Source organism: Kiloniellales bacterium (assembly GCA_030066685.1).
Lineage (GTDB): Bacteria > Pseudomonadota > Alphaproteobacteria > Kiloniellales > JAKSBE01 > JAKSBE01.
The window spans coordinates 25,599-51,892 of sequence record JASJBF010000009.1; the positions used below are offsets into that span (position 1 = coordinate 25,599).

18 protein-coding genes are annotated in these 26,294 nt (G+C 64.4%); 8 read left to right on the top strand and 10 right to left on the bottom strand.

Annotated elements, in window-relative coordinates; translation table 11 throughout:
* The first annotated feature begins 1 nt into the window (after position 1).
* From QNJ30_07695 to QNJ30_07720, 6 genes are all read left to right on the top strand, one after another.
* Entirely contained in the window at positions 2-1,141 is a 1,140-nt protein-coding gene (locus tag QNJ30_07695) for a DUF2169 domain-containing protein (GenBank protein MDJ0943331.1), read from the top strand.
* Positions 1,138-1,533 (top strand): hypothetical protein, encoded by a 396-nt coding sequence (locus QNJ30_07700; GenBank protein MDJ0943332.1) that lies wholly within the window; start codon positions 1,138-1,140, stop codon positions 1,531-1,533. The genes QNJ30_07695 and QNJ30_07700 overlap by 4 nt, the downstream gene beginning before the upstream one ends.
* 18 nt (positions 1,534-1,551) lie before the next feature.
* Positions 1,552-2,340 carry a hypothetical protein gene (locus QNJ30_07705; protein MDJ0943333.1) on the top strand — a complete coding sequence of 263 codons (789 nt, stop codon included), beginning with the start codon at positions 1,552-1,554 and terminating at the stop codon, positions 2,338-2,340.
* A 62-nt stretch (positions 2,341-2,402) separates the two neighbouring features.
* Positions 2,403-5,939, top strand: a complete 3,537-nt coding sequence (locus tag QNJ30_07710) for an RHS repeat-associated core domain-containing protein (GenBank protein ID MDJ0943334.1) — start codon at positions 2,403-2,405, stop codon at positions 5,937-5,939.
* 1 nt (position 5,940) lies between these two features.
* Positions 5,941-6,996, top strand: coding sequence for a hypothetical protein (locus tag QNJ30_07715; protein MDJ0943335.1), 1,056 nt, complete (start codon positions 5,941-5,943; stop codon positions 6,994-6,996).
* Positions 6,997-7,333: 337 nt separating this feature from the next.
* Positions 7,334-8,119, top strand: coding sequence for a hypothetical protein (locus tag QNJ30_07720; GenBank protein ID MDJ0943336.1), 786 nt, complete (start codon positions 7,334-7,336; stop codon positions 8,117-8,119).
* Between the two features lie 29 nt (positions 8,120-8,148).
* Here QNJ30_07720 and QNJ30_07725 read toward each other — a convergent pair whose 3' ends face one another.
* Positions 8,149-8,934 carry a hypothetical protein gene (locus QNJ30_07725; GenBank protein MDJ0943337.1) on the bottom strand — a complete coding sequence of 262 codons (786 nt, stop codon included), beginning with the start codon at positions 8,932-8,934 and terminating at the stop codon, positions 8,149-8,151.
* A gap of 272 nt (positions 8,935-9,206) precedes the next feature.
* On the opposite strand from QNJ30_07725, the gene QNJ30_07730 reads away from it, so the two are divergent.
* Positions 9,207-10,049, top strand: a complete 843-nt coding sequence (locus QNJ30_07730; protein ID MDJ0943338.1) for a protein phosphatase 2C domain-containing protein — start codon at positions 9,207-9,209, stop codon at positions 10,047-10,049.
* A gap of 41 nt (positions 10,050-10,090) precedes the next feature.
* Here the strand turns inward: QNJ30_07730 and tagF are convergent, their stop codons facing one another.
* The 6 genes from tagF to tagH form a co-directional block, all read right to left on the bottom strand.
* Entirely contained in the window at positions 10,091-10,843 is a 753-nt protein-coding gene (gene tagF, locus QNJ30_07735) for a type VI secretion system-associated protein TagF (GenBank protein MDJ0943339.1), read from the bottom strand.
* A complete protein-coding gene (gene tssM / locus QNJ30_07740; protein ID MDJ0943340.1) occupies positions 10,825-14,394 on the bottom strand; it encodes a type VI secretion system membrane subunit TssM in 3,570 nt (1,189 codons plus the stop codon). The genes tagF and tssM overlap by 19 nt, the downstream gene beginning before the upstream one ends.
* A gap of 165 nt (positions 14,395-14,559) precedes the next feature.
* Positions 14,560-15,921, bottom strand: a complete 1,362-nt coding sequence (gene tssL, locus QNJ30_07745; protein ID MDJ0943341.1) for a type VI secretion system protein TssL, long form — start codon at positions 15,919-15,921, stop codon at positions 14,560-14,562.
* Positions 15,922-15,926: 5 nt separating this feature from the next.
* A complete protein-coding gene (gene tssK / locus QNJ30_07750; protein MDJ0943342.1) occupies positions 15,927-17,261 on the bottom strand; it encodes a type VI secretion system baseplate subunit TssK in 1,335 nt (444 codons plus the stop codon).
* Between the two features lie 104 nt (positions 17,262-17,365).
* Positions 17,366-17,848 (bottom strand): type VI secretion system lipoprotein TssJ, encoded by a 483-nt coding sequence (gene tssJ / locus QNJ30_07755; protein MDJ0943343.1) that lies wholly within the window; start codon positions 17,846-17,848, stop codon positions 17,366-17,368.
* Positions 17,849-17,852: 4 nt separating this feature from the next.
* On the bottom strand, positions 17,853-19,397 hold the full coding sequence (gene tagH, locus QNJ30_07760) for a type VI secretion system-associated FHA domain protein TagH (protein ID MDJ0943344.1): 1,545 nt from the start codon (positions 19,395-19,397) through the stop codon (positions 17,853-17,855).
* Between the two features lie 614 nt (positions 19,398-20,011).
* Between tagH and QNJ30_07765 the strand changes: the two genes are divergently transcribed.
* Complete coding sequence (locus QNJ30_07765) at positions 20,012-21,430, top strand: LysM peptidoglycan-binding domain-containing protein (protein MDJ0943345.1); 1,419 nt, start codon at positions 20,012-20,014, stop codon at positions 21,428-21,430.
* Positions 21,431-21,650: 220 nt separating this feature from the next.
* Here the strand turns inward: QNJ30_07765 and QNJ30_07770 are convergent, their stop codons facing one another.
* The 3 genes from QNJ30_07770 to QNJ30_07780 form a co-directional block, all read right to left on the bottom strand.
* Complete coding sequence (locus QNJ30_07770) at positions 21,651-22,781, bottom strand: hypothetical protein (GenBank protein ID MDJ0943346.1); 1,131 nt, start codon at positions 22,779-22,781, stop codon at positions 21,651-21,653.
* Entirely contained in the window at positions 22,778-23,752 is a 975-nt protein-coding gene (locus QNJ30_07775; GenBank protein ID MDJ0943347.1) for a polysaccharide deacetylase family protein, read from the bottom strand. The genes QNJ30_07770 and QNJ30_07775 overlap by 4 nt, the downstream gene beginning before the upstream one ends.
* Before the next feature lie 139 nt (positions 23,753-23,891).
* Positions 23,892-25,490: a protein kinase gene (locus tag QNJ30_07780; GenBank protein ID MDJ0943348.1), complete on the bottom strand. Its 1,599-nt coding sequence runs from the start codon at positions 25,488-25,490 to the stop codon at positions 23,892-23,894.
* Between the last annotated feature and the right edge of the window lie 804 nt (positions 25,491-26,294).

Genomic DNA, 26,294 nt, shown 5'->3' on the forward strand with positions numbered 1-26,294 from the left:
CATGCCGGACGACGCGCCAGCGATCTTCATCCCCGCCGAGCCGCCGCCGACGGTCGCGGATCCCTCCGCTTGCAGGATTGTCCTGCCCGGCCAGACGCCGGAGGGCGAGTACATTCTCGGGGTGCTCGTGAAGCGCAGCTACGACGTCGTCCACGGCAAGCGCTGCGCCCGCGCCGAAGGGGATCGGCCCCTGATCGCCGGAGACCAGCACTTCGGCGACCCCATGAACTCCACCGTGGAGTTCGAGTCCGACTTCGTCCCCTTCAAGCTCGCCACCGACGTGGTTCTCAACGGCCGCGCCTTCGCCCCGAAGGGAGAAGCGGTGACGGAGCTGACCGCGAGCCTCGCAGTGGGCCAGCATCGCAAGGACATCGTCGTGATCGGCGACCGGATGGCCCGCCATCGCAAGGGCCAGACGCCCCTGTTCACCGATCCCGAGCCCTTCACCGAGATCGAGCTGCGCTACGAACGTGCCTTTGGCGGCATCGACATCTACTCCGACCGCAAGCTTGCCTGTCCCTACGCCCGCAACCACCTCGGCCGCGGCTTTGCCATCCGCAACATCAAGGAGGCGGTCGAGGGGCTGCCCTTGCCGAACATCGAGGATCCGCAGGACCGGCTGACACCGGAGCGGCTCTGCATCGACCACTTCATCCACATGGACAAGCTGCCCATGCCGCAGGGCTTCGGCTGGTTTCTGAAGTACTGGCGGCCACGGGCCCTCCTCGCCGGCGTCATGCCGGCCGACCGCGAGACCGAACAGGAGCTGCGCAAGATCTACCGGCAGGCGGTGCCGCCCGAGCAGCTGGAGCTGTACGATCAGACCGAGCTGCCGGACATGGATTTCCGCTTCTTCAACGGCGCCTCTCAGGGCCTCGCGCTGCCCTACCTGAAGGGCGACGAAGGCATCCGTCTGAGCGGTCTGGCGGCCGAAGGCGACGTGGTCTTCGGGCTGCCGAAGGAGCGGCCGGAGATCGGCCTCGATATCGGGTCCGGCGTGCAGGAACCGGACGTCGTCCTGCAGACGGTCATGATCCGCATGGAGGAGCGCCAGGTCGACTTGGTCTGGCGCGGCGCCGTGCCCTATCCGGGGCCGGACTGGCTCCCCGAGATGAAAAGAATGGAGGTTTTGGTCACATGACAGATGCCGGCTCTCAGGTGGCCGCCGGGCCGCCGCGCTGGATCGTGGCTCTGGGCGGCCTCATCGTTTTGGGCTTTGTCGGCTACTTCGGTTTTCTCGGCCTGGACAGCTTCGGCCTGGCGGAGCAGCGGGGCACGGCCACCGTGGTCGGCAAGGAGTACCTGCCGGCGGGAACCACCTATCGCAGCGTCATGATCGGCGGCCAGAACCGCGTCGTGCCCCAGGCGACGGGCGAGCAGCATCTGCTCGCCCTCAAGGTCGGCGACGACGAGACCGTCTTCGCGGTCGATCGCGGCGCCTACCAACGCATCGGCGAGGGCGACCGGCTTCCGGTGGTCTACCGCCGGACGCGCCTGACCGGTGCCCTGCAAGTGGTTGAGATCGCGCGCTAGAGGAGGGAGCCGAGCGCCATGCCGAACTGGCCGGCGGTCAAGCTGATGGACATGGTGGTGGGTGTCGACGTGCACGCGGTCGCGCCTATACCAGGGGTGCCGGTGCATCCCTACGCCGGCCCGGTCTATCTCTGGACCGATCCCGCCTTTCCGAAGATGAACGTCTTCATCAACGGCATGCCGGCGATGACGGTCGGCAGCATGGGCTACTTCGCCCATGTGCCCCAGGGGGTGCCGGTGCCGCCGACGCCGACCAACACGCCCTACTGGAAGCGCTACCTGTCCAACATCGCCATGGGCGCGGTGCTGATGGGGCTGACCACCTTGGCCAACATCGCCATCGCCGGGATCGCCGCACTGATTCCCAAGCCCCCGGAGGCGGAGAGCTTCATCCAGGACGTGACCGGGATCAACACCAGCAACACGGCGACCACCTGGGAGTCGACCAAGGCCGCCTTTTCCTCCTTCACCCAGTGGATGACCTGGGCCAAGCTCTTGATGCCGCCGCTGCCCTACATCGGCGCCCAGGGCTCCTGCGCCGTCGGCAGCCCCAACGTCACGGTCAACGGCGGCCCGCTGGCCTTCGTGGCGCCTTTGGTGGCGACCTCCTGCAGCGACATCCCGGTGGTGCCAAACGCCATGACCCTGGGCTTCAGCAACGTCCTGGTCGGCGTAAGCTTCGCCGACCTCGCCCGCGCCATCGCCGTCAGCACGGCCCAGGCCGGCGTCTCGGCGGGGGTCCAACGAGGCGTTTCTGCTTTCCAGAATCGTGGCTCGGGGAGGCAGAGCTGTGGATGCGGACGTTGACTTGGTCAACGGATTTGTATCCTGAGGGCTGGAGCGCCTGGAAATCAAGGGAGGTGACTTGAGTGCGACAGGGAGCAAGGACAGTTGGTCATCCGGTTGACGTTGCCACTGGAACTGTATTTACGACCTATCTGGATTGCTTTGTGCAAGGTCGCATCCCTGTTCTGTGGAAGAGGTGTTACAGCACAGCGGCGCTTGCCGACGGTATCAGCGCCTTTGGTCGAGGGTGGCTGACACCCTACTATGCCGGCCTGGAGCAGACCGAAGACGAAGTCCTTTTCCGCGCTCCGGATGGAACCGAAATTAGGTTCCAGAATCACGATCAGGCGCCTCACGAAGACACGCATTTAATAAACCTGGCCGCTTTCGCCGAGATCCGAAGGGATCGCCACGGCGAAATCTGCGTCATGACTTGGGGCACTGAAAAGGACGAGGTAAGCAGATTTTACTTCAAGCCGTCTTCGTTAAGGGAAGTGACCCGGCCGCACAGCATCAGTGATAACCACGGAAATTTTCTTGAGCTAAAATATGACAAATTCGATCGTTTGATTGGTATCTTTCAGCGTCGTGAGCAGCGACAAGTGTCGCTGCGCTACAACGAAAATGATCTGATTGCGGAGGCGTTCCTAGAGCTCTCATCCGGCCGTACCCGGAAGATCTCTGCCTATGGATATCAAGGTCAAGACCTGATATGGGCCGATAACGCTGCGGGAGAACGCGTCAATTACTCTTACAATGATAAGGGCCTTCTCGAGACAGAATTGTTCCAGAGTGGCTGCGGGATAAAGTTCCAATACGATGATGAGGATCGCTGCGTTTACACGTGTAGTACCGAAGGAAGGCTGGGAGAACGACGGCTTCGTTACTTTCCGCTAGGCATGACAATCGTCTCCGATAGCCATGATAAGGAATGGATCTATCGTTACAACACAGAAGGGCAGGTCACGAGCATAGTATCGCCACTAGGTCATACAAGCTCTACAGTCTTCGATGAATTTGGGAGGATTATTGAATCCGCCGATGAGAATGATGCCAGGTGGCAGATTGCCTACGATTCAAATGGCAATGTTGGCTCTCTAACAGATCCCCTGGGAAACTCGACGACGTTCGTTTGGGACCTGGAGCGACAGCTAACAGAGTATGAGGATTCAAACGGCGCCAAGACAAGCATGGGCTATAATGCAGCGGGAAAGCTGATCTGGGTAAAGGATGCTCTCGAAAATACAGAGTACTTCGACTACGATTCGCGTGGTGATCTTGTTCGGCGGCGTTTCGCTGATGGCCGTACAGCTGAAGTTGAAGTTGACTCTTTCGGGAACCCTAAATCTATCTTGTTCGAGGGCGGTTCGGTAGATTTTCTGCACGATGATGAAGGTTATCTGATTCAGGAAACGAATCATGACGGCAGAGTAACACGTTATCAATATGATGCACTGGGAAATTTCAGCTCCATAGAATTGTCGAGTGGCGATGTTTACACCTTTAATTTCACTGGGGATGGCAGACTACACAGAGAGACCGGCCCAAATAGTCTTAAACGAGAGTATCAGTATACCGCCTGCGGTAACCTCGCAAAGCGATCAGATTCTGAAGGCCGTACATTTAGTTATATTTGGGGAACAGAACCCTGCCAGCTTCTCACGATCGTAAACCCCAAGGGGGAAGAACACAACTTTTATTATGATGATGCTGGGCGTTTGTGCGGCGAGAGAGACTTCTCAGGTAAAGAGACTAGGTACGAGTTGGATCCGGGTGGACACGTTGTCGCGGTGATGGAGGGGGCAGGGGGGGCAACCTTTATTGAACGGAACGCGCTTGGTAGGGTCGTCGCCGTTTCCGATAAAGATGGTCAGTGTTTGTATGAATATGACGGTGTCGGAAACATCATTCAAGCGGAGAACCGCTTCTGCTCAATATCTACCACTTATGATGCCCTCGGCAGGGTCATATCTGAGCGCCGCGGAGATAACGTCATTTCCACGACTTATGACGGTTTGTATCGAAAGGAGCGGCGTACGTCCTGGGGCGGCGTCACGCGATATGATTATGACCGCGGAGTATTGCGCGCCGTGGCCCATGGGGAGGTCGCTCAAATTGATTTCGAACGCATTGCTTTTGGACGCATCAGTGGGATCCGCCGATCAAACCGGGTTGAAGAAGTCTTTCAAGTCGACGAGAAGGAGAACTGCGTAGCTCGAACCGGCTACTCCGGCGGCTCGGTTTTCCAAGAGACGACGACTTACTTTCGTGCAGCCGGGCTCGTTGATCGGATCGAGATGTCGCACGGTCAGGTCAAGACCTTTCAATACGATTCCATCGGCCGGTTGAGGGTCGCCGCTGACTCTCAGCACGGAAGGGAATCATTTGATTTCGACTTGGCTGACAACCTTACAAAACGCTCTAGAAACGGTTCGGACCTGGAGCTCGGCTATGGTGAGGGCAACCGCCTTGTTTCGGCTTTAGGAAGGGGTGCTTCTGGAAAGAAGTATAGTTTTGATTCGGAAGGACGCCTTGATCGGGTCGAGGGCGAGGCGGGCTGGCGTACACATGACTTTGATCAGAGCGGCCTATTGGTGTCTACCGAGGCGTCACGAGGTGAGGCCGTTCAATATCGCTATGATCCATTCGGCAGGCGGATAGAGAAAAGATGCGGCGGTCAGGTGACAGAATATCTGTGGGATCAGTATACCCTGGCCGCCGAGAGGACGATCGACGTCGATGGGAGAGAATCAAAGCAGATCTCTTATGTTTTTGAGCCGGATCAGTTCACGCCTCTTTTAAGGGTTATAGAGGGCCGCCCCGAATTTTTCCATACGGACCATCTCGGGACACCCTTGTCGCTCACTGACGAGGCCGGCCGGGAGGTGTGGCGAGCCAGCTATGATGCCTTTGGAGCCGCCAAGATCGAGCGGTGCGATACCGCTCCGAACAACATTCGATTTGCCGGTCAGTACTTCGATGTAGAGACTGGATACCACTACAATTATTTTCGCTATTACGATCCCGAGACGGCACGATACATCAGTCCTGATCCAATTGGCTTATATGGAGGTGCCAATACCTACATCTATTCACTAGCGCCAACAATGTTCACAGATCCGCTTGGCCTGACGACAGGAGACCGGGCGGATCTTGAGAGCAGAGCACTCGCCGCAAGAGGTGCGCCGGTTCAGTCTGACGGTCAGACCCCGAACGTAGGTGCCGCGTGTGTAAGCGACCAAGCGCCTGGCAGTGTGGGGACTGGTGCCAATAGCAGGAATCCGTCGGAACGGGGTCGATGGCCGCCCGTTGGCCATAGCTCCATGCAAGGAGCGTTCGACCCGCGTACCCAAGACCCGGCAGCGAGGAACATGAGGATCTCCTGGAAACATGCTGAGGTCCGAGCGCTCGCCCGCATGGCTCGGGCTGCGGGCGGCATGCAGAATGTGCGGGGGAGCAATGTAACAATGGTCTCGACTGGGAGGCCATGCCCATACTGTCAATGTGCGCTGCAAACTATTTCCAATCGTACCCAAATGACGATCACAGTTCATCACCCCGATGATGATTCGCCGATGACATTCCGGCCAGGTCAGGAGTGCGAGATGTGTGGAGGTTAGAATGATCGCTCGCTCACTTGGACATCTTCCAATCAGCCACGATATCAATAAGATTATCTTAAATCCAGCTGAAGATCTTTGCTATGTACTCGATCAAATAGGAGTGGTGAGCTGTGTAGATTTAAATGGTTTTTCCGTCAGGCAAAGCGTTGAGACGAACCTACAGGTTTCATCATTGGACCTAACAAACAATGGGGAGCGATTGGCGGTTTGCGGTGTTTTGCCTCCGGAAGCCTTTCCGAGCGATCTAGAGCGTTTCGACGATTCTTACGCCCTCTTTATTCTGCTATTTGATTCGAAACTTGATCAGCTCCAGCAGCATGCATTTGGCCCGTCTTACGCACCGTTTAGTGACATTGTATTTACGGTCGATCTAAAATATCTATTATTGGCAGACGACAAATTGAGGAGTGTAGAGGCTGCGACGCTCGTGGAGAAAGATCTAGTAGACGAGGATTGCTACGTTGCTCGCCACGGCATTCAGTTTAATGACAGCACGGCTGAGATATTCGTCGTCTGGTGCAGCCAGGGCGGGTCGTGGCTTGAATTCTATGAGCTTTCCGATAGCGGCAGTATTAGCAAATCTAGCTTTAGGCCTCTAAGTTTTGGAAATGAGACGGTCGGCGGGATCGCGCGCTCGCCCGGTCGGTCATGCGTTGCTGTCATGATCCGGTACGACGAGGCTTTTGTAAGGGCCAAAATTGACCAGCTCGACCAGGACGAATACGGACGGCTGGATGTCGTTTCCTGCATTGACAAGGAAGTTGTTGTCAGTGTGCCGCTGAAACATGAGAGATTTCGAAGGATACTCTCCGGGCAAGGGGGCGATCGCAAGGAGCTTGTGCAATTCCCAAGCAACCCGGTGTTTCTGCGCGAAGATGAGATCGTTGTTTCCGATCCTGACGGTAAACTTCTCCTTGTTCGACTTGACGGGTCGCCGGCGGAAGAAATTTTCCAATGCGTCTCACCTGTGTCGACGCTGGCGTTTTCATCAAAGGGGCTGCTCTGTGCTGGTCTTCGATCTGGTGGCGTTGAGTTTATTGAGATTGTTCGATAGTCTGCCTTCGAAATTTCTCTGCAAACGTTTAGGCACTCAGCCCTTGGATGCGCCGCTGGTTCGGGTAAGCCCCAACCTTCGAGGTGAGTATCTCGACGAGTGCTGGAGTCCACTGACGCGAAGTGGGTTAGGTGCCGGGCATTGTCTAGAGTCTCTTACGGTGCTCGTGGCTGGGATGGCCAGGCGGTTTCTTGTGTCTTGGGCAGCCCGTTGTTCATGAAGTGCTTCGTCGTCGACAAGGGAGCGGCAACTTTGTCGCAGTCAGACCGAAGGGAAAATCGAAGCAACAAGGGAGTCGGCTTAGGCGCCACAGCCATTTGGAGTAGATTCAGCGTCGATGAACGAGCCATTCGAACACACGACCGCGACCATCCACCGCCGGAAGGTCCAGTACCGCGTGCTCGTGGTCGTCGTGGCCTTGGGCGTCCTCGGCGCGCTGGCGGCGGCGGGTGTCATGGGCTCGGCGCGGCCCTTGGCCGGCTTGCTGCTGTTGGTGCCGGCCTGGACCGGGTTTCTGGTCCTCGACGGGCTCGCGGTCGGGCGCTGGCGGACGGAGCTCCTGGCGGCCTGGGTCGAGGGAGGGCTCGAGCTCCGTGCCTTCGCCCAGGCCCTGGGGGAGGTCCGGGTCCTGCCGCAGTCGACCTTGCGGGGCATGTTCGTCGGCCTCCCAGTTCCCGCATCGCCGCAGGACGAGGCGCGGATCCCGCCGCGGGGCCGGTCGGCGCTGGCTCGATTGTCGGACGCGCTGCGGGCGGCGGAGGCGGGGCGCAGCCTGATCCCCGGCCTTGCCGCCAGCTGCGTGGCGCTCTCGGTCGTGGCCGCGGTTTGGGGCCTGTCGTGGCTGCCGCTCGCCGGTGCCGGACTGGCGGTCCCGCTGCTCGTCCTCCACCCCTTCTGGGACCGCGTCGTGCGGCGACGCTATCGGCGCGGCCTGCGGGCCGCCATGGAAGGGCTGGATGACGAGGGCGCGCGTACTGCGGTAATCGCCATCGCCGAGAGTCTCGACTGGTCGCGGGCCCCGGCCCGGCTTCGCGACGCACTGCTGGCCGAACTCGCCCGGCCCGGACAGGAGCGCCGGAGCCGCGGGGCGGTGGCGGGATCGACCGTGGCCGGCCGGACCTGAGCCCCGGCCTGGCGCCCCTGCGAGCCGGGTCACTCCGCGGCCGGCAGCAGGGCGGCGGCGTGCTCCCTGGCCTGGGCCAGGAGCTCGTCCTTCAAGGGGGTCTTCATCTCGACGATGTCCTTGAGGCGGACCACCTCCTCGAAGACGGGGCTGCCGGAGACCTCGGAGATCTGGATCATCAGATCGTCCGGCGCGCGCTGGGTGCCGACCGGGGCGCTGAGCAGGGTCAGCGGCAGCTCGCCCAGGCCGGGCAGGGTGCCGGTGCTGACCGCGAAGCCGAGGTCGCCCAGCAGGCGGCCGAGATCGGGCTGGCGCCGCATCGCCACCGTCATCAGCAGGATGTGGATCAGGGCCTCCTTGAGGTCGCGCTCGTGGACCTGGTCGCCCTGGGCCAGCAGCCCGGCGAGGCGCGCGGGGGTGAAGCCGGCATAGGTCAGCACCCAGCGCAGCGGCGAGACCGCGGTCAGGTTCTTGGTCTTTCCCGCGGCGCCGGCCTCGTAGGGGTACTCGACGCGGACGAAGGCCGGCCGCCCGGTCGCGAAGGTGATCGGCGGCTCCAGCGAGCGCGGCAGGTTGTAGAGCTTGCTGCGGGCCAGCTTCAGATAGCTCGCCTCCAGCTCCTCGAAGGCCTGCTTCGCGCCCTTGACCGTGGTGCCGGCGCCGGGGCGCACGTGGTCGCCGAAGACCCGCTGCGGCTGGAACAGCGGCTGCAGGGTCGCAAGGTAGCCGCCAAGCCGCGCCTGCAGGGTCTCTGCGACGGCCGTGGTCAGCTTGCGCAGGAGCAGAAGCCGCTCCATGTCGATTCGATCGTCCATCGAGTCCCCTTCCTCCAGGCCGCGCCATCGCGTCCCGCCCGGCCCGATCATGACAGGTGAGCAAGGCGGTGTTTCCTACGCCTAACTCCACCTCTTCGATATTGATCTGGAAGACCGCAGGCAAGACTTCGCGATTATTTTAGGCCGGAAAGCAAGGCGCCACCAAGCGGTAAAACAAAGGCTTGGCCTTGCTTCCGGCGGCAGCTTCGCCGGGAGAAAACCTGCGGCGGGGGTCAATGCCGGATTGCAACGAAATTCTAAACAGGCTCTTATTGCAGGGTGCCCTGCGGGCGCGAATCGATGGAGCCCTCGGACCGGAACGGGAGGAATCCGTCCTGCACAGCGACCTGCAAGACCCTTCGGGCCCGGTGGAGAGCTTCCTTTGGCGCGCCGCCGGAATCAGCCACGTGGGCACGCGCCGCCGGGTCAACGAGGACGCCCATCTCCAACTCGTCGATCGCAGCCTCTTCGTCGTCGCCGACGGCATGGGCGGGCACGAGGCTGGCGATGTCGCCAGCCGGCTGGTCGTCGACCGCCTGCGCGACCTGCCGCCGGTCGAGGACATGAACACCACGCTCCGGCTTATCCTGGAACGGCTGCAATCGGCCAACGCCGAGCTCAGGGCCTATGCCCAGCAGCACAGCCGCTCGGGCGTGGTCGGCACCACCGTGGCGGCCTTGATCGGCTTCGAGGGCCGCTGCGCCTGCCTCTGGGCCGGCGACAGCCGCGTCTACCTGCTGCGGGGCGGCGCCTTCAAGCAGATCACCCGGGACCATTCCCAGGTCGAGGAGCTGATCAGCCTGGGCTTGGTCGAGCGCGCCGACGCGGAGACCCATCCGGCCGGAAACGTCATCACCCGCGCCGTCGGCGCCGACGAGGAGCTGGCCGTGGACGTCGTCACTCGGCGGGTCCTGGACCGCGACACCTACCTGATCTGCAGCGACGGCTTGAACAAGGCCGTGCCGGAAGCCGAGATCGCCGAGGTCCTGAGCGCGGCGAGCTATGAGGAGGCGGCCGAGGAGCTGATCCGGCGTGCCCTGAACCACGGCGCCAGCGACAACGTCACGGTCGTCGTCGCCAGGGCCGAGAAGCGGGGTCCGGGGCCGGCGACCTGAGCGGCAGCCCGGCCGCGCGGCGATATCACGCGCGAGTCAGGTCACGGCAGCGAGGCTTCGGCAGGGGCCGCGCTGGTCAGGAATTCGATGAAGGCCGAGGGCGCCGGCAGGCCCTCGAAAAGCCTTAGGCAGGGCGGGATCCTGTCGGAGCCGTCGCTCCACCAGATGCTGTAGGCGCCGAGGCGCGACCGGGCCGTGGCATCCAGGAGGGCCGGATAGACCTCTGTGCCCAGGCGTTCCAGGTCCGCCGCGTCCATCGTCCAGGCCAAGCCCTTCGCACACACCGGCCAGGGCCTGACCCCCAGGCCGCCGGTCACTGCTCCCTTCGCTTGCGAGGCGATCTCCGCCGCGATCTCGTCCAGCCTGCTGTCGAAGCTCTCGAGCGTGAAGTCCTTCTCGAGGCAGGACAGGGTCGCTTCCTGCGCCTCGGCCAGCCAGCCGGCGTCGGCGACATGGAAGGGCGAAGCGCCGCTGCGAAAGATGCCCGCGATGGTCATGGGGAAGTAGCGGCCCACGGCGTCGACGCTCGGCATCAGAACCCCGGCGACGACCGCGTCGCCGCAGAGGCCGGCCGCCAGGGCGAAGCGCCAGACCGGGCTGGTCAGGTAGATCTCGAGCCAGGACTCCGAGAGTTCCTGCTTGCTGAAGGCGACGGCCGATTGCAGCCAGTCGTCCCAGGGATCCAGGAAATCCTTCGGCAGGGCGCGCCGGACGAAGTCCCCGTGGGTCGGCACCTTCCCGAAGTAGCCCAGGACCGCGTCCGGGCCCGCTCCGGCTAGAGTCTCTCCCGGCATCTGAATTCCTCAAGCAAGCCGCGGCGGAAGGGGTTGTTCACGCTGCCGGCCTGCAGCTGGAAGGCGGCTTCGAAGCCTTCGATATCGAAGGACAGATTGAAGGTGTCGGCCGAGGACCGCGGCGCGAGCCTGCCGCGGTCGAGAAGCCGGAACAGCGCCCAGGGCCCCTCCGCGCTGTAGCTTGCGGGGGCGGCCTCGATCAAGGGCGTGAAGACGATCCGGGCCACCGTGGACCCGCTCGGCGGCGGCCAGGTCATCGTCGCCTGGCGCGGCGGGCCATGGCGATAGGTCAGCCTTTGGTCGCCGAGTTCCAGCACGACCTGGCCCACGGCCTCGTCGAGCTTGACGGGCTTGATCAGGAAGGTGATCGAGGGGCGGTCGCTGCCGCCCGGGAAGAAGGCTTCCTTGATGGTATCCGCGGCCTCCAGCTGGCGCAGGGCCGCAGGCGAGATCTCGAGGCGGGCATCGCCGGCCGCTCTGGGCCGCCAGGGACGCACCGACTTGTCGACGAAGGGCGCCAGGTACTGCTTGAAGAAGCTGTCCGTGCGGCCGCCGGGCCCGAAGAAGCGCGCGAAGTCGTCCAGGTTCACGTCGGTCCGACTGCCCTTGGCGAGGGGGTAGCGATCGCCCAGGGCCTCCTGGCAATGGCGAACGATCTGCTCCCGCCAGGCCCGGTCGAGCTGGTTGCGCACCGAGCCGGCGGCGACCGCGACGCTCTGCAGGGCCAGGCTGCGCAGCCAGCGGTCGACGGGAGCGGGTTGGCGGCCCGCTTCGTTCCTCACCCGCTGCACGATTTCCGAGCCGCTGCCGGACAGCAATCCCTTGGAGGCCTCGGCTCGGTTGGCCGAGGAATCGATCGTGTTGAGCTGGAAATGGAGATCGGCGATCAATCCCAGGACCCGATCGACGGGGCGCGGCTGCCCTTCCTCGGCTTCGACCAGCGCATTCAGCCTCGCGAAGCGCTGCGTGACCCGATTGGCCGGGTCCCCGATCTCCAGCGCTTGCGCTTCCGGTGCCGTATCGCCCAGGAGGCCTTCCAGTTGCTCGCGCATTTCCTGGAGCCGGCCCGAAATCTTGCCGGTATCGACCGGAAGCTGGCCGGCAATCGACAGATCCGTCTCCCGCCGGATTGCCGTGAGCAGGGTCACGATCGGCGAGGTGGGACCCGACAGCGTCCTCGAAACCTCGATGGCCTGCCCGAAGCCGCCGATCCGCGCCAGCTCGATGCGGTCCAGGTAATCCGCCCAGCGGCGGACGTACTCCTCGAAGTAGAAGGCCGTGATTTCGGTGGTGAGGACCGCGAGCCCGGCCTCGTCAAGCAAGGCGGTCTCCCCGGAACCGATGACCCAGCGCTCCGAGGCCGCGGTGCTCGCGAGCTCCGGGCCCTTCACCCGGAACACCTGCTTGTAGCCCTCGGCCGTGAAGAGGCCCGGAATGCCGTCGGTCGGCCCGCCTTCCGACGCGACCGCGAAGACCTTGGCATCCGGCCCGGCCTTGTCGGCCAGCCGCCAGGTCTCGAGCTTGCGTGCCGCGGCGGAGTTCTTGACCTGGGCATAGACCCGTTCGGCCAGTGGTCGCCGGGCCAGGATCGTGCGGGCCTGGGTCACCAAGGCGGCATTGACGGGCGGCGGCCGGAGCTCGTTTTCCAGCAGCGCCGAAAGGTGGCCCGACAGCGCGTCTCGGAACGGCAGACCGGTCTCGCCGGGCAGGCGGGCAGCCCAATCCACCGAAAACCATAGGGCGACGAACTCGGGATCCAGCTGCTTGGGATCCGCGAGCATCAGGTAGGTCTTCAAGGCGGTGTAGAGCAGGTCGTAGTTGTCGGGGCTGTCGGCGATCTGCAGCTCGAGGCGCCGCATCAGCCGGGTCAGCAGCAGCGCGTTCAGGCCGCGCCGGTAGGCCGCATTCGCCGCATCGCCCAGCTTGTCACCCTGATACAGGCCGAAGGTCATGGCCAGCGGAGGACTCTCCCCTCTCTGGTCGTAGCCGTTCGGAAGGGACCGCAGGGCGTCGAGCTGCGGCAGGACGTCCCAGGCCTCGTCGCCCGGGGCCGAGTCGGCCGCCAGGCGCTGGTAATCTGTGACCTGCTCGGCGGCGTCCGCGATATGGGCTTCGTTGCTAAGATAGCTGGTCGTCCAGATCCCGAGCAGGCCGGCAAGGGCCAGGACCCCGCCGGCATAGGCGGAGCGGTGCACCCAAGATCCGTAGCGGGCCATGAAGCCCGTGCGACCGACCAGCTCGGATTCCCGGAACACGACATCCTGAAGCAGCCGGGTCAGAAAGTAGCTCCGGCCCTGCCCGCTTCGGGCCGGCATTTCCTCGCGCCTGAGGCCGAAGAGGCCGGACATCGCGCTGACCGCGCGGTCGATCGGCGTCCCCTCCTGCGTACCGCTGGTGAAGTAGACGCCCCGCAGCAGGCCCGGCTGGTCGTAGCGGCTGGGCTGAAAGGCCTCGTTCAGGAATTCCTGAAGCGAGGCCTTGATCGAGGCCATCTGTTGCGGGAACCCGAGGATCAGGCCGCGCCGCTGGAGGTCCCGCTCCTCGCCGAGGCGGTCGAAGATCCGTTCGTCGAGACGTTCGATCAGGCGATCGAACTCCTGGGGAAATGTATCGAGGGGCCGGCCCCGCTCGGCGTTCCGCGCCAGCGGAAAGGTCGTGCCCCAGACCTGTCCGCGGCCCTCGCGGCCCAGGTCGTCGAAGAACTCGATGAAGCCGGCGACTAGGTCGCATTTGGTGAAAATGACGTAGACCGGGACGCTGACCTTGAGATCCTCGGTCAGCTCCTGAAGCCGCTTTCTGACGGCCAGCGCATGGTGCCGAATCGTGTCGCGGTCGCCTCTGGTCAGGTCGTCGACGCCGACCGCCACCAGGACGCCGTTGACCGGACAGCGGCGCCGGTACTTCTTCAGCAGCGCCAGGAAGTTCCGCCAGGCCGAGCTGTCCACCATCTGGTCGCTGTCCTGGGTGGTGTAGCGCCCGGCCGTATCCAGGAGCACGGCATCCTCGGTGAACCACCAGTCGCAGTTTCGGGTTCCGCCGACGCCGCGGATCGCCGCGTCGCCGAAGGCCTGCATCAGCGGAAAGCGCAGGCCGGAGTTCTTCAGCGCCGTGGTCTTGCCGGCCCCAGGCGGGCCGATGATGACGTACCAGGGCAGCTGGTAGAGCAGGCGCCGGGTGCCGCGCCCACCGAGCTTGGTGTCCTTGAGGGTCTTCAGGGCCTCCCGGAAACGCTGCCGCAGGACCTCGTATTCCTCTCTGGAGGCCGCCATCTCGGGGGAGATCTCGGGCTCGCCCGTGCCCAGCAACGCCTCGCCGATCTGGCTGTCCATGCGCCGGCTTCGAAAGAAGCTCCAGACACGGCTTCCGATCCAGGCGAAGGCGATCAGGCAGATCGTCACCAGGCGCGTGTCTTCGGCGGCGAAAGGCTCCCAGCCAGCGATGGCGACCAGCGGCGCGACGAACCAGATGAGGAGGGCCAGCAGGATGATCCCGTAGAGGGAGATCGCGGTCCGGCTCACCAGCCACCCGAAGCAGGCCTTCAGGAACCTCATTGCCCGGCCCTTTGCGCCCGCGGCCGGCGGCACGCCGATCCCAGCCGGTCCTCGTGCCGGTCATGGACCACGGACCACGGCCGGATCGCCCGTCCTGCCTCGGTCATGAACACCTGTCGTCCTATGCCTCTCATCAAAGGGACCTCTGCGATCTCGGACAGGCTCCTAGCTGATCGGAACCCTGATCTCGATGCGTCGGTTCTGCCGCCGCCCCTCCGGCGTGTCGTTGCTTGCGATGGGTTCCGTGTCCGCGCGGCCTTCCGTGACCAGCTCCATCGGTGCTCTGAGGGTCTCCGCCATCAGCCGCGCCACGGCTTCCGCCCGCGATGAGGACAGGTGCCAATTGGACGGGAACCTCACGGTGCGGATGGGCTGGCTGTCGGTATGGCCGATCACGTGGATCGGGCTGGGCGCGCCCCGGAGGACCTGGGCCAGCTTCCTGAGAACCGGTGCGTGGCTGCCGGAGACTCGCGCGCTGCCGGAGCCGAAGAGGCCCTGATTGTGGATGACGATCTTGATCCGCGCCCCTTCGTCGATGACGTCCATGAGACCCTCCCGCCGCTCCGCGGCCATGGCTTCGTAGACCTGCTCGTAGAGGCCCGGCTCGGCCGCCGCATCGCGCTGCGGGGGATCGGGCACCAGCTGCCTGATGACGGCGGCTTGGCTTTCCGACAGCGGCGGGGCGGCACGGACCAGTCCGTTGAGTTCCACGAAGACCGCGTCGGAGGAACGGTTCAGATAGTGATTGAAGGTCAGATAGCCGATCACGGCCAGCGCGCAGACGGCAACCGGGACCACCCATAGCGGGATGTATCTGGCCGCCTTGGGGCGTCGGTCGACGATCCCCTGCCACGACGGCGAGAGCTCCCGCTCGGGCTCGCCGCGGATCTGCCGGATCGTCTCGTTGAGGTTCCGCGTGATCTCGCCGAGCTGCGCTTCGCCTCGGTCCTGGACCCCGAACTTGCCCTGGAAGCCCAGCGCCAGACACACGTAGAGGAGCTCGAGAAGGTCGAGGTTGTGGGCCGGGTTCTGCATCATCTTCGAGAGGATGTTGAAGAACTTGGCACCGCCCCTGGTCTCGTTGTGCAGGGTTCCCAGCAGGCTTTGCTTGCTCCAGATGGATCCGCTGCCCCAGGGCGTCGAGAGCACCGCCTCGTCCACCAGAGCGCAGAGCGCGTAGCGGCCGGCGTGGACCGCCTGATCGCTCGCACCGCCCTGCCGCGCCGAGGTCTCGAAGCCCTTGATCATGCGCAGCGCGGCTTCACGCAGTCCCTCCGGGTCGTCGTGATGGGGCGTCCTGCGCAGCTGCCGGGCCAGCGCGAAGGCGGTCGCGGCGCCGCTCAGCAATGGGTTCTTGCCGCTGGCCACCATGGCCTCGCCCGGGTCGAAGCGCCCTTGGAACGCCGTCGACGGCGCATCGGTCTGCTCGGTACCGCGCCGGCTCCCGCCCGGGGTTGGCAGGATGATCGTCCGTTCGAAGTCCTCTTCGCCCAGGTCAAAGTCTTCGAAGGGGTCGCGACCGGACATCGTGCCTACTGCCTGATTGCCCAGAACTGCATCTCGAGGCCCGGGAACTTGCCGCCGACGTGAACCGCGAGTCCGCCGGACCTGTCCATCTCCTTCCAGAAGGCGTTCTTCGTGTCCAGCGCGAAGTACGTGACGCCGCTGTGGAAGGGAATCTGACGCGGCGCGACCGGCAGGGCGTGCACGTCGACTCCCGGGAGAGCCCGGTTGACCAGGTCACGGATCTTCTCGACGGGCCCGATCTTGACCTGGGCGGGAAAGCGGGTCCGCAGAGCCTCTGCCGGGAGATCGGCATTGACGGCCAGAACGAACATGGCGTCCGTCAGCAGGGCAGGGTCGGGAACCACGGCAACCCTGATGCCGTACTTGCGCTCCTGCAGCGGAATGGCGATGGCGCGCCTGTCGATCACCATGCTCAGCGACTGTCTGAGCGAGGCCATCAAGGGCTCGAAGGTCTCCTTCAGCTGATCGTGGCGGTACTCCGGAAAGGCCGGCGGTCGCTTGCCCTCGCTGGTAAAGGTGGAGAGTTCGCCGGCCAGGGACAGCAGGAGCCGGTAGAGGGCTTCGGGATGCAGGTCCGGGGTCTGCCTGAGGTGGGCAACGACCGGCTGATAGCGGTTCACCGTCTGGAGCATGAGAAAGTCGGCGATTTCCGCCGCACCGCCGCGCCCGGACTCGGAGACCAGCCCGGCCAGGCTCTCGCCGCGCTGATTCAAGAGGCCTTCGATCTCGCTGATGAAGCCCGCGAGCCTCCTGTCGTTCCGGCAATCGAGGCCAGGCGGGATGAAGCCGTCATCGAACAGCGCGACCTTGTCTGCGCCGACCTGGATGATCCTGGCGATGCCGAGGGGGAGGAACCCGCTGCGCTCTTCGTTGTCCAGCTTCAACTCGAGCCGCAGGCGCGCCACCTGGAGCTGCGCCGGCGCATCCGAGCTGCCGCAGTTGTCGCGCACCTCGATCTCGTCGACACCGAAGCGCGTCACCGCCGGGGAAGCGCCGTTGAGCCCGACGTCTAGCCCCCTGGGATCCTGGATCGGCATCACAAGGTGGACCTGGAGATTCTCCATGTCCTCGCTGAGCTCGAGGGGCAGCGGCGTGTCGGCTTCGTCCGGTGCATTGAAGTAGGTGCCGTCGGGCATGATGCCCGCGCAGCGGGTGATGGCCAGCTTCCCGGTCTTCAGCAAGTCCTGGTCGATCTGCAGCTCCTTGAACCCCCAGCCGAAGGGCCTGAGCGCGCCGGAGCACCGTCGAACCAGGCTCTCCAGGTAGCGGTCCTGCTGCTGGAAGTGCTGGGGCCGCAAGAACAAACCCTCGGACCACACGACCTTGTTGGTAAGTGTCATAGATGCCGGCCTCCGGGCGCGTTCAGGTCGGGGGCGGGCCGGGCGCCGTGATGGGCGCCGCCACGATCCGCCACGTTCTGGACGCCAGGCGCTGCACGGGAAGCTCAATCATAGGCCTCGACCACGATCTCCGACCGCTTGAAGTCGACCTTAAGCTCCGTCGTCTCGCCCTCGGGGACGGCCACCGCCGCGCGCCAGAGCCCGCCTCGCTCGTAGAGACGATAGTTGCCGGTAAAGCCGACGACGCGCGTTTCGGGTTTAAGCTCCCGCTCGAACTCCAGGACCTGGCCGGGCGTGAGCAGGACTTCCTCCTTGTCCTGGAGGTCCGTGCCGAGCCGGGCGACGTCGCCCTCGATCAAATCGTCGAAGGACGCGCCCTTGAAGGCGGTATCGGACTTCAACTCGTACATCCGCACGACCAAGGGCTTGGGACGGCCGTCGGGATCCGGGTTCAAGTCCTCGGCACCGATAAGGGTGACCTCGATCCGTGTCGGGCTCGAACCGCAGCCGGCCAGGGCCAAGGCCAATGCCGCCGCCAAGGCGGCGCAGCTGCTTCGTCCGATCCAACGGGTGGCGCCCCCCCACATGAGCCTAAGCCTTCCTGCGTTCGCTGCTGCCGATGCGGGGTGGGGCCGCCCTGCCGGACTTGCCGGTCATCTGGCGGACCTGCTCCTCATAGGCCTTGCCGAATTCGCGGCCGAAGAGGTTGTCGAAGTCCTCTTCCGCCTCCCGGGCGATTTCGGCGTAGAGCTGAGTGAACTGCTCCCAGTATCGGGACTTGGCGCCGGGCATCAGCTTGCCGATCGGGCTGGTCGCATCGATCCGTTCCTCGAGCGCCTCGGGATCGAACCGCTTCAAGAGGGTTGCGATCGCACGCTCCATGCCCACGACCATCGCGATCTGGTGGGCCTTCAGGTCCTCGAAAGCCTCATCTATCGCCTGCTGCGCCGTCAGGCAGCCCGGCTGCTCCTTCTCCAGCAGCTCGATCATCGCCTTTTCGTCATTCAAGGACCATTTGAGCGGGTTGTTGCCGCTCTGCTGAATGATCGTCTGCGACATCCGGAGCTCGCCCTTGATGACGCGCCGGGCCTCCAGCAGCTTCCGAAGTCCGGCCACCACGTCGCGATAGATCTTGCCGAGGCGCTCCATGGTTTCGGCGACGTCGGCATCGCCCAGATCGGCCTGACTCAGTCCGGCGCCGGCAAGGAAAGCCTGCAAGGCGGCGAGATCGTCGGGTTGCGGCGGCGGCGTCACGGCCCGGCTCGGGCGCACGCCCTCGGGCCCGGCGGCGGGGCCGCCGGGACGCGCGGGCGATGTCGGGCCTGCGTCACCCTGGGGCGGCGCGCTCGTGGCGGGCGCGGCAGCGGCCAGCGGGGTCACGGGGGCGTCGGCAAAGGGATCCGCGCCGGCGGTGCCCGCCAATGGTTCCAAGTCGGCAAGCTTGGGTGCCGCTGGCGCAGAAGGCGCCAAGTTCTCGTCCCAGTCCTCCGGGATCTGTTCGTCCGGCACGGCTTGAAAGGGGTCGAGCGAATCCTGCTCACAGCCGATCTGGTTGATGTCGGAGAAGTCTTTCGCGGCCTGAGTCAGATCGTCGCCGCTTTCTGCGGCCGGCTCGTCGATCAGCCAGTCCTCGGCTTCCAAGGCTCCCTCCTCGGACAGAACGGCGAAGGGGTCGTCGTCGGAATCCGGGATGTCGGTCAGACCACCGGTCGGGCCGGCGGTGGTTCTCGCCTCGCTGCCGCCGACCACCTGGATCGAGAGCCGATAGTGGCCGACCGAGACCTCGTCGCCATCCGTGAGAATCACCGAATTGCCCCGGCCGACCTTGTCCGTGGCGGCATTCAGGAACACTCCGTTGGTGCTGGTGTCGGTCAGCCGGTAGCGGTCGCCCTGCTGCTCGATCCTGCAGTGGTGCCGGGATATCGCGCCGGTCGGGTCGGGCAGAACGACGTCATTGTCGCTGCTGCGCCCGACGTCGAGGGCGCCCTCTTCGAGGGTGACCCTTTCGCCCCGAACGGCGGCTGCACCGCCCTTGGTCTTCACCTCGACTATCAGCAAGTCGCTATCCTCGACCGCCCGGCAACTCGTCCAGGCTCTTGACCAACAAACTATAGCGTAACTGGTAACCTCTTGCATCCAAATGCTCAATCAGGCGAAATCCGGGCCCGGCCTGTGATGGACAAGTCTAGGCTGTGAAGCTGCCGCCGTTCTTCATCGAGGGACTAGGGCCGTCGGATCGCCATCGCCCCTGCCAAGCCGATGTCGTGGCCGGCCCCTTGGCGCGAATTCGGCCCTTGGGGCGAGGGGTCGTTCACGCCCCATTTCTGCCCCAAAAAAGACGCAACTATGAACCCTTGGTTATACGCCCTCGCAAAAGCCCGGCTCCTTGCGGGTTTCCAGGGCAACAGGGGGCCTGACGGCTTGCCGGGCCCGACGTCCCGGTTCCAAGGCACAGCCGGCCCCGACCTTGCGCCGAACCGGCCTCGACCGTCCTGCTAGCCTTTGGAAACTGTTATGATAAAATCAACCCAACTGGTCTCGCAGAACCAGCTTGGCTCTGCACCTGGGGTGGATCAGGCAACTGACGTTTGGCAAGGTCGCCGACATAGGGTCACGTAGGCCTAAGACGTCGGGCGAGGGCGAGAGTCGAGAGCGATATGCGTCTTAGGTTAGCTGTCTTACTTGTTTCCGGCATTGTGGTTCTGAGCGCTTGCGACACGCTGTTGCAGCAGGGAACACCAGAAGAAGAGGTGGCTCAGCCCGCGCTGGAGCCGGCGCCGGCCGTGCCCCTTTTCACGCCCGAGCCCGGCCTCACGCCGCGCGAAAGGATGAAGAAAGCGCTCGGATTGCTCCAGGTGGGGGCCTCCGAGCACGCCAGGGTCGAGCTGAACGCTTATCTGGCCGAGGTGCCAGACAGCCGAAGGGCGCAGGACCTGCTCTCGCAGATCGACGCCGATCCCGTTGAGGTTCTGGGGAGCGAGCATTTCCTTTACTCGATACGGCGCGGTGACTCGATCTCCTCGATCTCCAAGAAGATGCTGGGAGATCCTCTGAAATTCCATATCCTGGCCCGCTACAACGATCTTGCGAACCCGAGCGAGATCACGGTGGGACAGGTCATCAAGGTGCCCGGGAAGCGACAGGTCGATCGGCCGACCGCCCAGCCCAAGACCGTGCCACTGGCGGCTAGGAAGCCGAGCCAGCCGGCCACGGCGGCCGCCGTGACGCCGCAGGCGCCCGAGCCCGAGCGTGCGACGCCCTCGCCGAGCAGCGACCAAGCCGGTACGGAGGCCGCCGCGGCCGAGGCGGCCTCGAAGGCTGCGGCCGCAGAGGCGGCCAGGAAGGCTGCGGCCGAGGAAGCGGCGGCCAGAGCGGCAGCGGCCGAGGCGGCAAAGAAGGCCGCCGCCGAAGAAGAGGCCAAGAAGGCCGCTGCGGCCGAGGCGGCCAAGAAGGCTGCCGAGGCGGAGGCGGCCGAACGGGCCGCCGCCGCGGAAGCGGAGAAGCAGGCGGCGGCTGCCGAGGCGGCCGCAGAGGAGGCCGCCGAGGCTGCGGCGACGGAAATCAGGGAGCAGACCATCAAGTTGGCGATCCTGAAGGCCGACAGCTACGCGGACAGCGAGGATTTCAGCGGCGCGATCAACCACCTGGAGGAGGGTCTGCTCGAATATCCGGATTCGGCAGAGTTGAAGGAAAAGGCGGTTGTCGCCTACGTCAGTTTCGCCGATCAGCTCGATCAGCAGGGGCAGTTGAACGAAGCAGAGTCGGCGCTGCGCCGGGCGACGGAGCTGGCGCCGGGCGATGCCGGGGCCAGCAATCGGCTGGCCCGTCTCGAGCGGCGCCGGCAGGTCGACAGCCTGATGGCGGAGGCCGCGCGGTTCCGGAACCAGAACCTGCCGATCGAAGCCTTCCAGGCCTACGGCCGGATCGTCGAGCTGGAGCCGGAGAACGAGGCCGCGCAGCAGGAACTTGCCAGCCTGAAGCCCATCGTGGCCGAGGCCTACCATCGCCAGGCGCTGATCGCCTTCCGCCAGGAGGATCTCGCCAAGGCGGTCGAGCTCTGGGATCGGGTGCTTCAGGACGTCGATCCCGAGCACAGCCAGGCGAAGCTGAACCGGGCTCAGGCGATCGATCTGATGAAACGGCTCGAAACCCTCTCCGAGACCGAATGACGGGGCGCCGCTAGAGCACGATGACATGAGGTCGAGTCGACCTCACGTCTGAATCGTGCTCTAAACTGTTGAAGTGGAGCGGGATTCAGATTTGAAGTCCAGAAGACTTCGAATCATCCCGCTCTAGGGATCGCCCGAGTTCACCCGCCACGTCTACCATCCGGGAAGGCTGCGGCCTCGCGCCACGGGTTGGCGTGAGCGCGACGTGCCCCCACTGGGCTCACTCGCTAACCGCTTGCAGCTTCTTCTTGATTCTGCGGGCCCGCTCCAGGAAGAGCTGGGCTCTCTCGTGATCGGGCTCATAGGTCAAGGCCTCTTCCCAATAGGCGATGGCCTGATCGAGGTCCACGCTGAAGACGCGCTGGCCCTTCTTGAAGCGGTCCTGCGCCAGCGAGCGCCTCGTCTGCAGGAGCAGGGAGTCGACCGCGGCGTTGTCGCTGAGACCGGAGAGCAAGGCGTAGTCGCTCGAAGACTGCAGGTGCGGCAGCGCCTCCCGAAGCTTCCCACGATCGTAGAGGTCGATGCCGACCCGGCCATGAGACACCGCCAGCAGCTCGAAAGCCTGGCGGTCGCTTGGGTAGGCCTTGAGATGTGATTCCAAGGTCTTGATCGAATCCCGGTAGGCCGCCTTTTCGATCAGGGCCTCGGACCGCGACAAGGACGCCGCCTGCTTCTCGTCCTTTTCCTCCGGAGGCGGCGCCAGCGGTTGCGCGATCGCGGTCAGGGCCTCGGCCTTCGGCGCCGCCTTGCCGCTGCCATCGCCACCGGGCGCGGCGACGGGTTTGGGGGCGTCCTCGGCCACCTTCCGGGCTGCCCGATCCGCACGCGGAGACGTTCGCGGCAGCGGGGGCTCTGACGCCGCCGTGTCCGGCGCGGGCGTCGAGGCCCTGCGGCTGTCGAGCTTGCTGCCCGATCCGAGGAGCCGACGGCGGGTCTGTCGGATCTTCTCGGCTTCCAGGGCCCGCAGCCCCTCCTGTGCTTCGTCGTGCTCGGGGTCGAGGCTCAGGACGACCAGGAAGCGGCGTTGCGCCTCCTTCAACTTGCCCCGTTCCAGCGCCCTGGATCCAAGCCGGAATTCCGCCTCGGCCTTCTTTCGGATCTTCGCCTCGAGCGCGCGGCTCGCGGCGTCGGCATCTCCGGAATCGGCGCCGAAGGATTGGACGATTCGCCACTGCAGCAGCGCTGCGTGGAGGTCGCCCTGCTTTGCGAGGTTCTGCGCCAACTGCTTGCGGTCCTGCAGGGCGCCTTCGTCCAGCCCCTCGGTCCCGGACCTCGATGCCAGGCCGCAGGCCCCGAGCAGCAGCAGGGCACCGAGGAGGGCCACGCCGTGCAGAGGCGCCTTGGTGGTCATCTAAGAGCGACTCGCTTGAAGACCTCCAAACGCTTCGCGAAGGTCTTCACGTTGTTGCTGCAGTAGATCTGTGTGCGCCGAAGCATGAAGGGGTTGGCGAAAGACGGATTGCCGCCGCGGGTCACGGTGACTCCCATCTTGAAGCCTTCCGACTTGACCAAGTCGACAACCAAGTCGTTCTCCGCACCATAGGGATAGGAGAAGGTGTGCATCGGAAGGCCGAGACGGCGGAGGACCTTCGTCGAGTAGCGGATCTCCCTCAGGACCCGCTTCTCGTAGGCGGACTGGCCTTCCCCCTCCAGCTTTTTCGTCAGGTCGGCATGGGTCTTCGAGTGGGGCTGGATGTCGATCAGGCCGGAAGCCACCATCTTCCTCATATGATCCCAGGTCAGCCCGGCCGGCGCGCCGATGAAGTCGGCGTAGATGAAGACGGTGGCCTTGAAACCGAACTCGCGCAGCACCGGATAGGCGATCTCGTAGGTCGAGCGGTAGCCGTCGTCGATGGTGATGATGACGGACTTTTTGGGAAGGCTCCGATCGCCGGCCATGAAAGCCGCCAAGTCGGCGAAGCTGATGACCTCGAAGCCCCGGTCCCGAAGGTAGGCCATCTGAGCCCTGAAGGCCGCCTTCGACACCGAGAGCTTGCCGCAGTTCCTGTCGGAGGACGCGAAGCGGTGGTAGGTCAGGATCGGAACTGTCTGGTAGCCGTCGCCGAAGACCGCGGAGCGATTGAAGGGCCGGCGCGGGATGACGACCTTCTGGCCGGGCTTGACCCGCTTGATGTGATTGGCCTCCGCGATCACCCAGTCCAGGGAGGGGTCGTCCAGGTACCTCTCTGCCAGGGACCGCAAAGTGTCCGACCTGCCGGCCGCAACCAGCAGAAAGTCCCGGTCTTGACTGATCACGGCCGGATCCGACACGCGGAAGGCCGCGCCGCAGCCCGACAGAAGCAGGGCCGCCAGCGGAAACACGATCAAGAGAACGAAAGCGCGCGACCGGGCAGCCGCCGGTCCGCCTCGCCTCCTGGCTTCCCGTGGTCGTCCCGGGCTTGTGGATTCCGGGGAGGCCGGCCATGGATCGATGCTTGGCTCGCCGTCGGTCCGAAAGACTTCAGGCATCTTTGGCTCCATCCTCTCTGCTGCGCGTGTCCAGGGCGATCGCCATCTTGTTGAAGGCAGCGAAGACCTCCCCCAGGTCGTCGCGCCGTTCCTCCGGTATCCGGCAGTTGAAGTTGCCCTTCGCGATCTCGGCGATCGAGGTCCTGAGCAAGCGCAGCGGTCCCGACAACAGCCGGCCAAGGACATAGGAAACCACGCCGACCGCGACCACGGTCGCGAGGCCGAGGGCGATCAGGAGCAGGCGGGTGGTATCGATCACATCGCGCAGAGCGGTCTGCGCCAGGCCCAGATGCACCTGGCCGACCTGCCGGTTCTGGAAGACGACCGGCGCCTTGAAATCCAGGATCGCGTCCTGCCCGGTCTGGCGGACCAGGGAAGCCCGCACGCCCTCATGATCGACGACCAGCTCGGCGTCCGGCCGCAAGCCGAACGCCTCTCCGATGAGCGCCTTATCGCTGGCGCCGCGCACCATCCCATCGTGATCCGTGATGATCAGGTATTCGAAGGACTGCCCCTGGACTGCGTCCTCGACGAAGATCTCGATGGCAATCCAATCCTCGCTCAGCAGGGGGATCGCGGTCTCGGAGGCGATGAACTTTGCAAAGGACGAGCCGGAGTCCATCGCGTAGCGCTTCAGCGTGTCGCTTTGCTTGGCATCGATCAGGAAGATGCTGACGGCCATGATCACGGCGATGAAGCCGGCCATCAGCGCGGTCCACTTCACCTTGATCGGGACATAGCGCTGTCGTTCCCGGTCCTTGGCGTGTTCGCTCAGGATCTGAGCCTCGTGCCGCAGGGCGAGGAGCAGCTCTTCGCCAGACTGGAGGCGCTGGTCGGGCGCCTTGGCGAGCAGTTTGTTGATGATCTGACGCAGGCCCGGAGGCAGATCCGGTCTCAACGACGTGAGCTGCGGCGGATCCTCCTCGGTGATCTTGTAGAGCAGGCTCGCGATGCTGTCGCCCTCGAAGGGCTTCTGGCCGGTGGTCAGCTGATAGAGGACGACGCCGACCGAGAAGAGGTCGGACCTCTCGTCGACCGATTGGCCCTTGACCTGCTCCGGCGACATGTACTGGGGGGTCCCCAGGACGGTGCCCATGACCGTCTGTTCATCGCTGCTCGGGTCATCGACCCGGGCGATCCCGAAGTCGGTGATCTTGATCGTGGTGCCGTCGGCCAGCAGCATGATGTTGCTGGGCTTGATGTCGCGATGGATCACCCCGTGCCGGTGCGCATAGCTCAGGGCCTCGGCCAGCTGCATGCCGAGGGAAAGGATCTGTTCCAGGGGCAGCGGCTTGCCGGCCTCCATGACCTCGGCGAGGGACCGGCCTTCCAGCAGCTCCATGACGATGTAGGGGCGGTCCTCGATCTGCCCGGCGTCGTAGACGGTGACGATGTTGCGGTGCGAAAAGTTTCCGGCGGCGCGGGCTTCACGAAGAAATCGCCGGACGTACTCCTTGTTGGCGCACCATTCCTCCCTCAGGACCTTCAGGGCCAGGGAACGGTCTATCTCGGGATCGTAGGCCTTGAAGACCTGGGCCATCGACCCCTCTCCGAGGCGGTCCACGACCTCGTACCTGCCGACTTGCTTCACCGCAAAGGCCTCCGTTCCCCGGTGCCGGCAAGAGCTGCGTTTCCTGCCAAGGACGGCGTCGGTACCCTAGCGTCCTTGACACACAACTCCAACAGGAAAGACGCCCCCGGAACCCCAGTTCGGCCCCCGGCGGAAAAGGTTAACGGATTGATTTCCAGGACATCCTGAGCGCCGGAGAGCCGCCGGCGGCACGGGCCCGCCCCGCCAGGCAGCGGTGGGCGCGCCGGGCTTCCGGGCCGAGGCGACGGCGTCGAAAGCCCGGGCGAGGACCGCGCTCACCGTCTCCGACCTGTCGATCACGCCGCGGCCACGGCATCGCTCACGAGCCAGCCAAGAGCCGGTCGCATCGCCAGCCGGCGGCTCCGGTGCCGGTTCCCTTTCCGCTGCGCCGAGACCAGCGCCTTGGTTTGCGCCATTTGTGCAGTCGCAGACTGAAGGTCCGGGATAAAGCGTGAACTCGGATAAGTTTGAGGGCGCAAGTTCACATTTTATGCTTCTGAGTCTCCTGGGAAAATGACGCAGTATCAGCCGGATCGATTGTGCCTTGGGCCCATGACGGGGTCACGCCACTCGTTCGATCTATCGGTTGGATCGGGTTTGGCGTGTGCGCTATGCGTGCAGGCGCAAGACCCCGCGTGGGCTGAAACATTCGGCTCGCTATGCGATTTCGGTGGCGGCAACAGCCTAGCGCACTTCCCGATCAGACGCGTTCGCGTCTGGCCGGGAGTAGTGCGCTAATACCTTGAAGTTCGGGCATTACATCCGACCAGATGGATCGCAGAGCGATTCCATCTGATCGGATAA

What these genes read in the sequence shown, in the direction of transcription:
- QNJ30_07695 (MDJ0943331.1), top strand. Translation starts at nt 2, where the DNA reads ATGCCGGACGACGCGCCAGCGATCTTCATCCCCGCCGAGCCGCCGCCG.
- QNJ30_07700 (MDJ0943332.1), top strand. Translation starts at nt 1,138, where the DNA reads ATGACAGATGCCGGCTCTCAGGTGGCCGCCGGGCCGCCGCGCTGGATC.
- QNJ30_07705 (MDJ0943333.1), top strand. Translation starts at nt 1,552, where the DNA reads ATGCCGAACTGGCCGGCGGTCAAGCTGATGGACATGGTGGTGGGTGTC.
- QNJ30_07715 (MDJ0943335.1), top strand. Translation starts at nt 5,941, where the DNA reads ATGATCGCTCGCTCACTTGGACATCTTCCAATCAGCCACGATATCAAT.
- QNJ30_07720 (MDJ0943336.1), top strand. Translation starts at nt 7,334, where the DNA reads ATGAACGAGCCATTCGAACACACGACCGCGACCATCCACCGCCGGAAG.
- QNJ30_07725 (MDJ0943337.1), bottom strand. Translation starts at nt 8,934, where the DNA reads ATGGACGATCGAATCGACATGGAGCGGCTTCTGCTCCTGCGCAAGCTG.
- tagF (MDJ0943339.1), bottom strand. Translation starts at nt 10,843, where the DNA reads ATGCCGGGAGAGACTCTAGCCGGAGCGGGCCCGGACGCGGTCCTGGGC.
- tssM (MDJ0943340.1), bottom strand. Translation starts at nt 14,394, where the DNA reads ATGAGGTTCCTGAAGGCCTGCTTCGGGTGGCTGGTGAGCCGGACCGCG.
- tssL (MDJ0943341.1), bottom strand. Translation starts at nt 15,921, where the DNA reads ATGTCCGGTCGCGACCCCTTCGAAGACTTTGACCTGGGCGAAGAGGAC.
- tssK (MDJ0943342.1), bottom strand. Translation starts at nt 17,261, where the DNA reads ATGACACTTACCAACAAGGTCGTGTGGTCCGAGGGTTTGTTCTTGCGG.
- tssJ (MDJ0943343.1), bottom strand. Translation starts at nt 17,848, where the DNA reads ATGTGGGGGGGCGCCACCCGTTGGATCGGACGAAGCAGCTGCGCCGCC.
- tagH (MDJ0943344.1), bottom strand. Translation starts at nt 19,397, where the DNA reads ATGCAAGAGGTTACCAGTTACGCTATAGTTTGTTGGTCAAGAGCCTGG.
- QNJ30_07770 (MDJ0943346.1), bottom strand. Translation starts at nt 22,781, where the DNA reads ATGACCACCAAGGCGCCTCTGCACGGCGTGGCCCTCCTCGGTGCCCTG.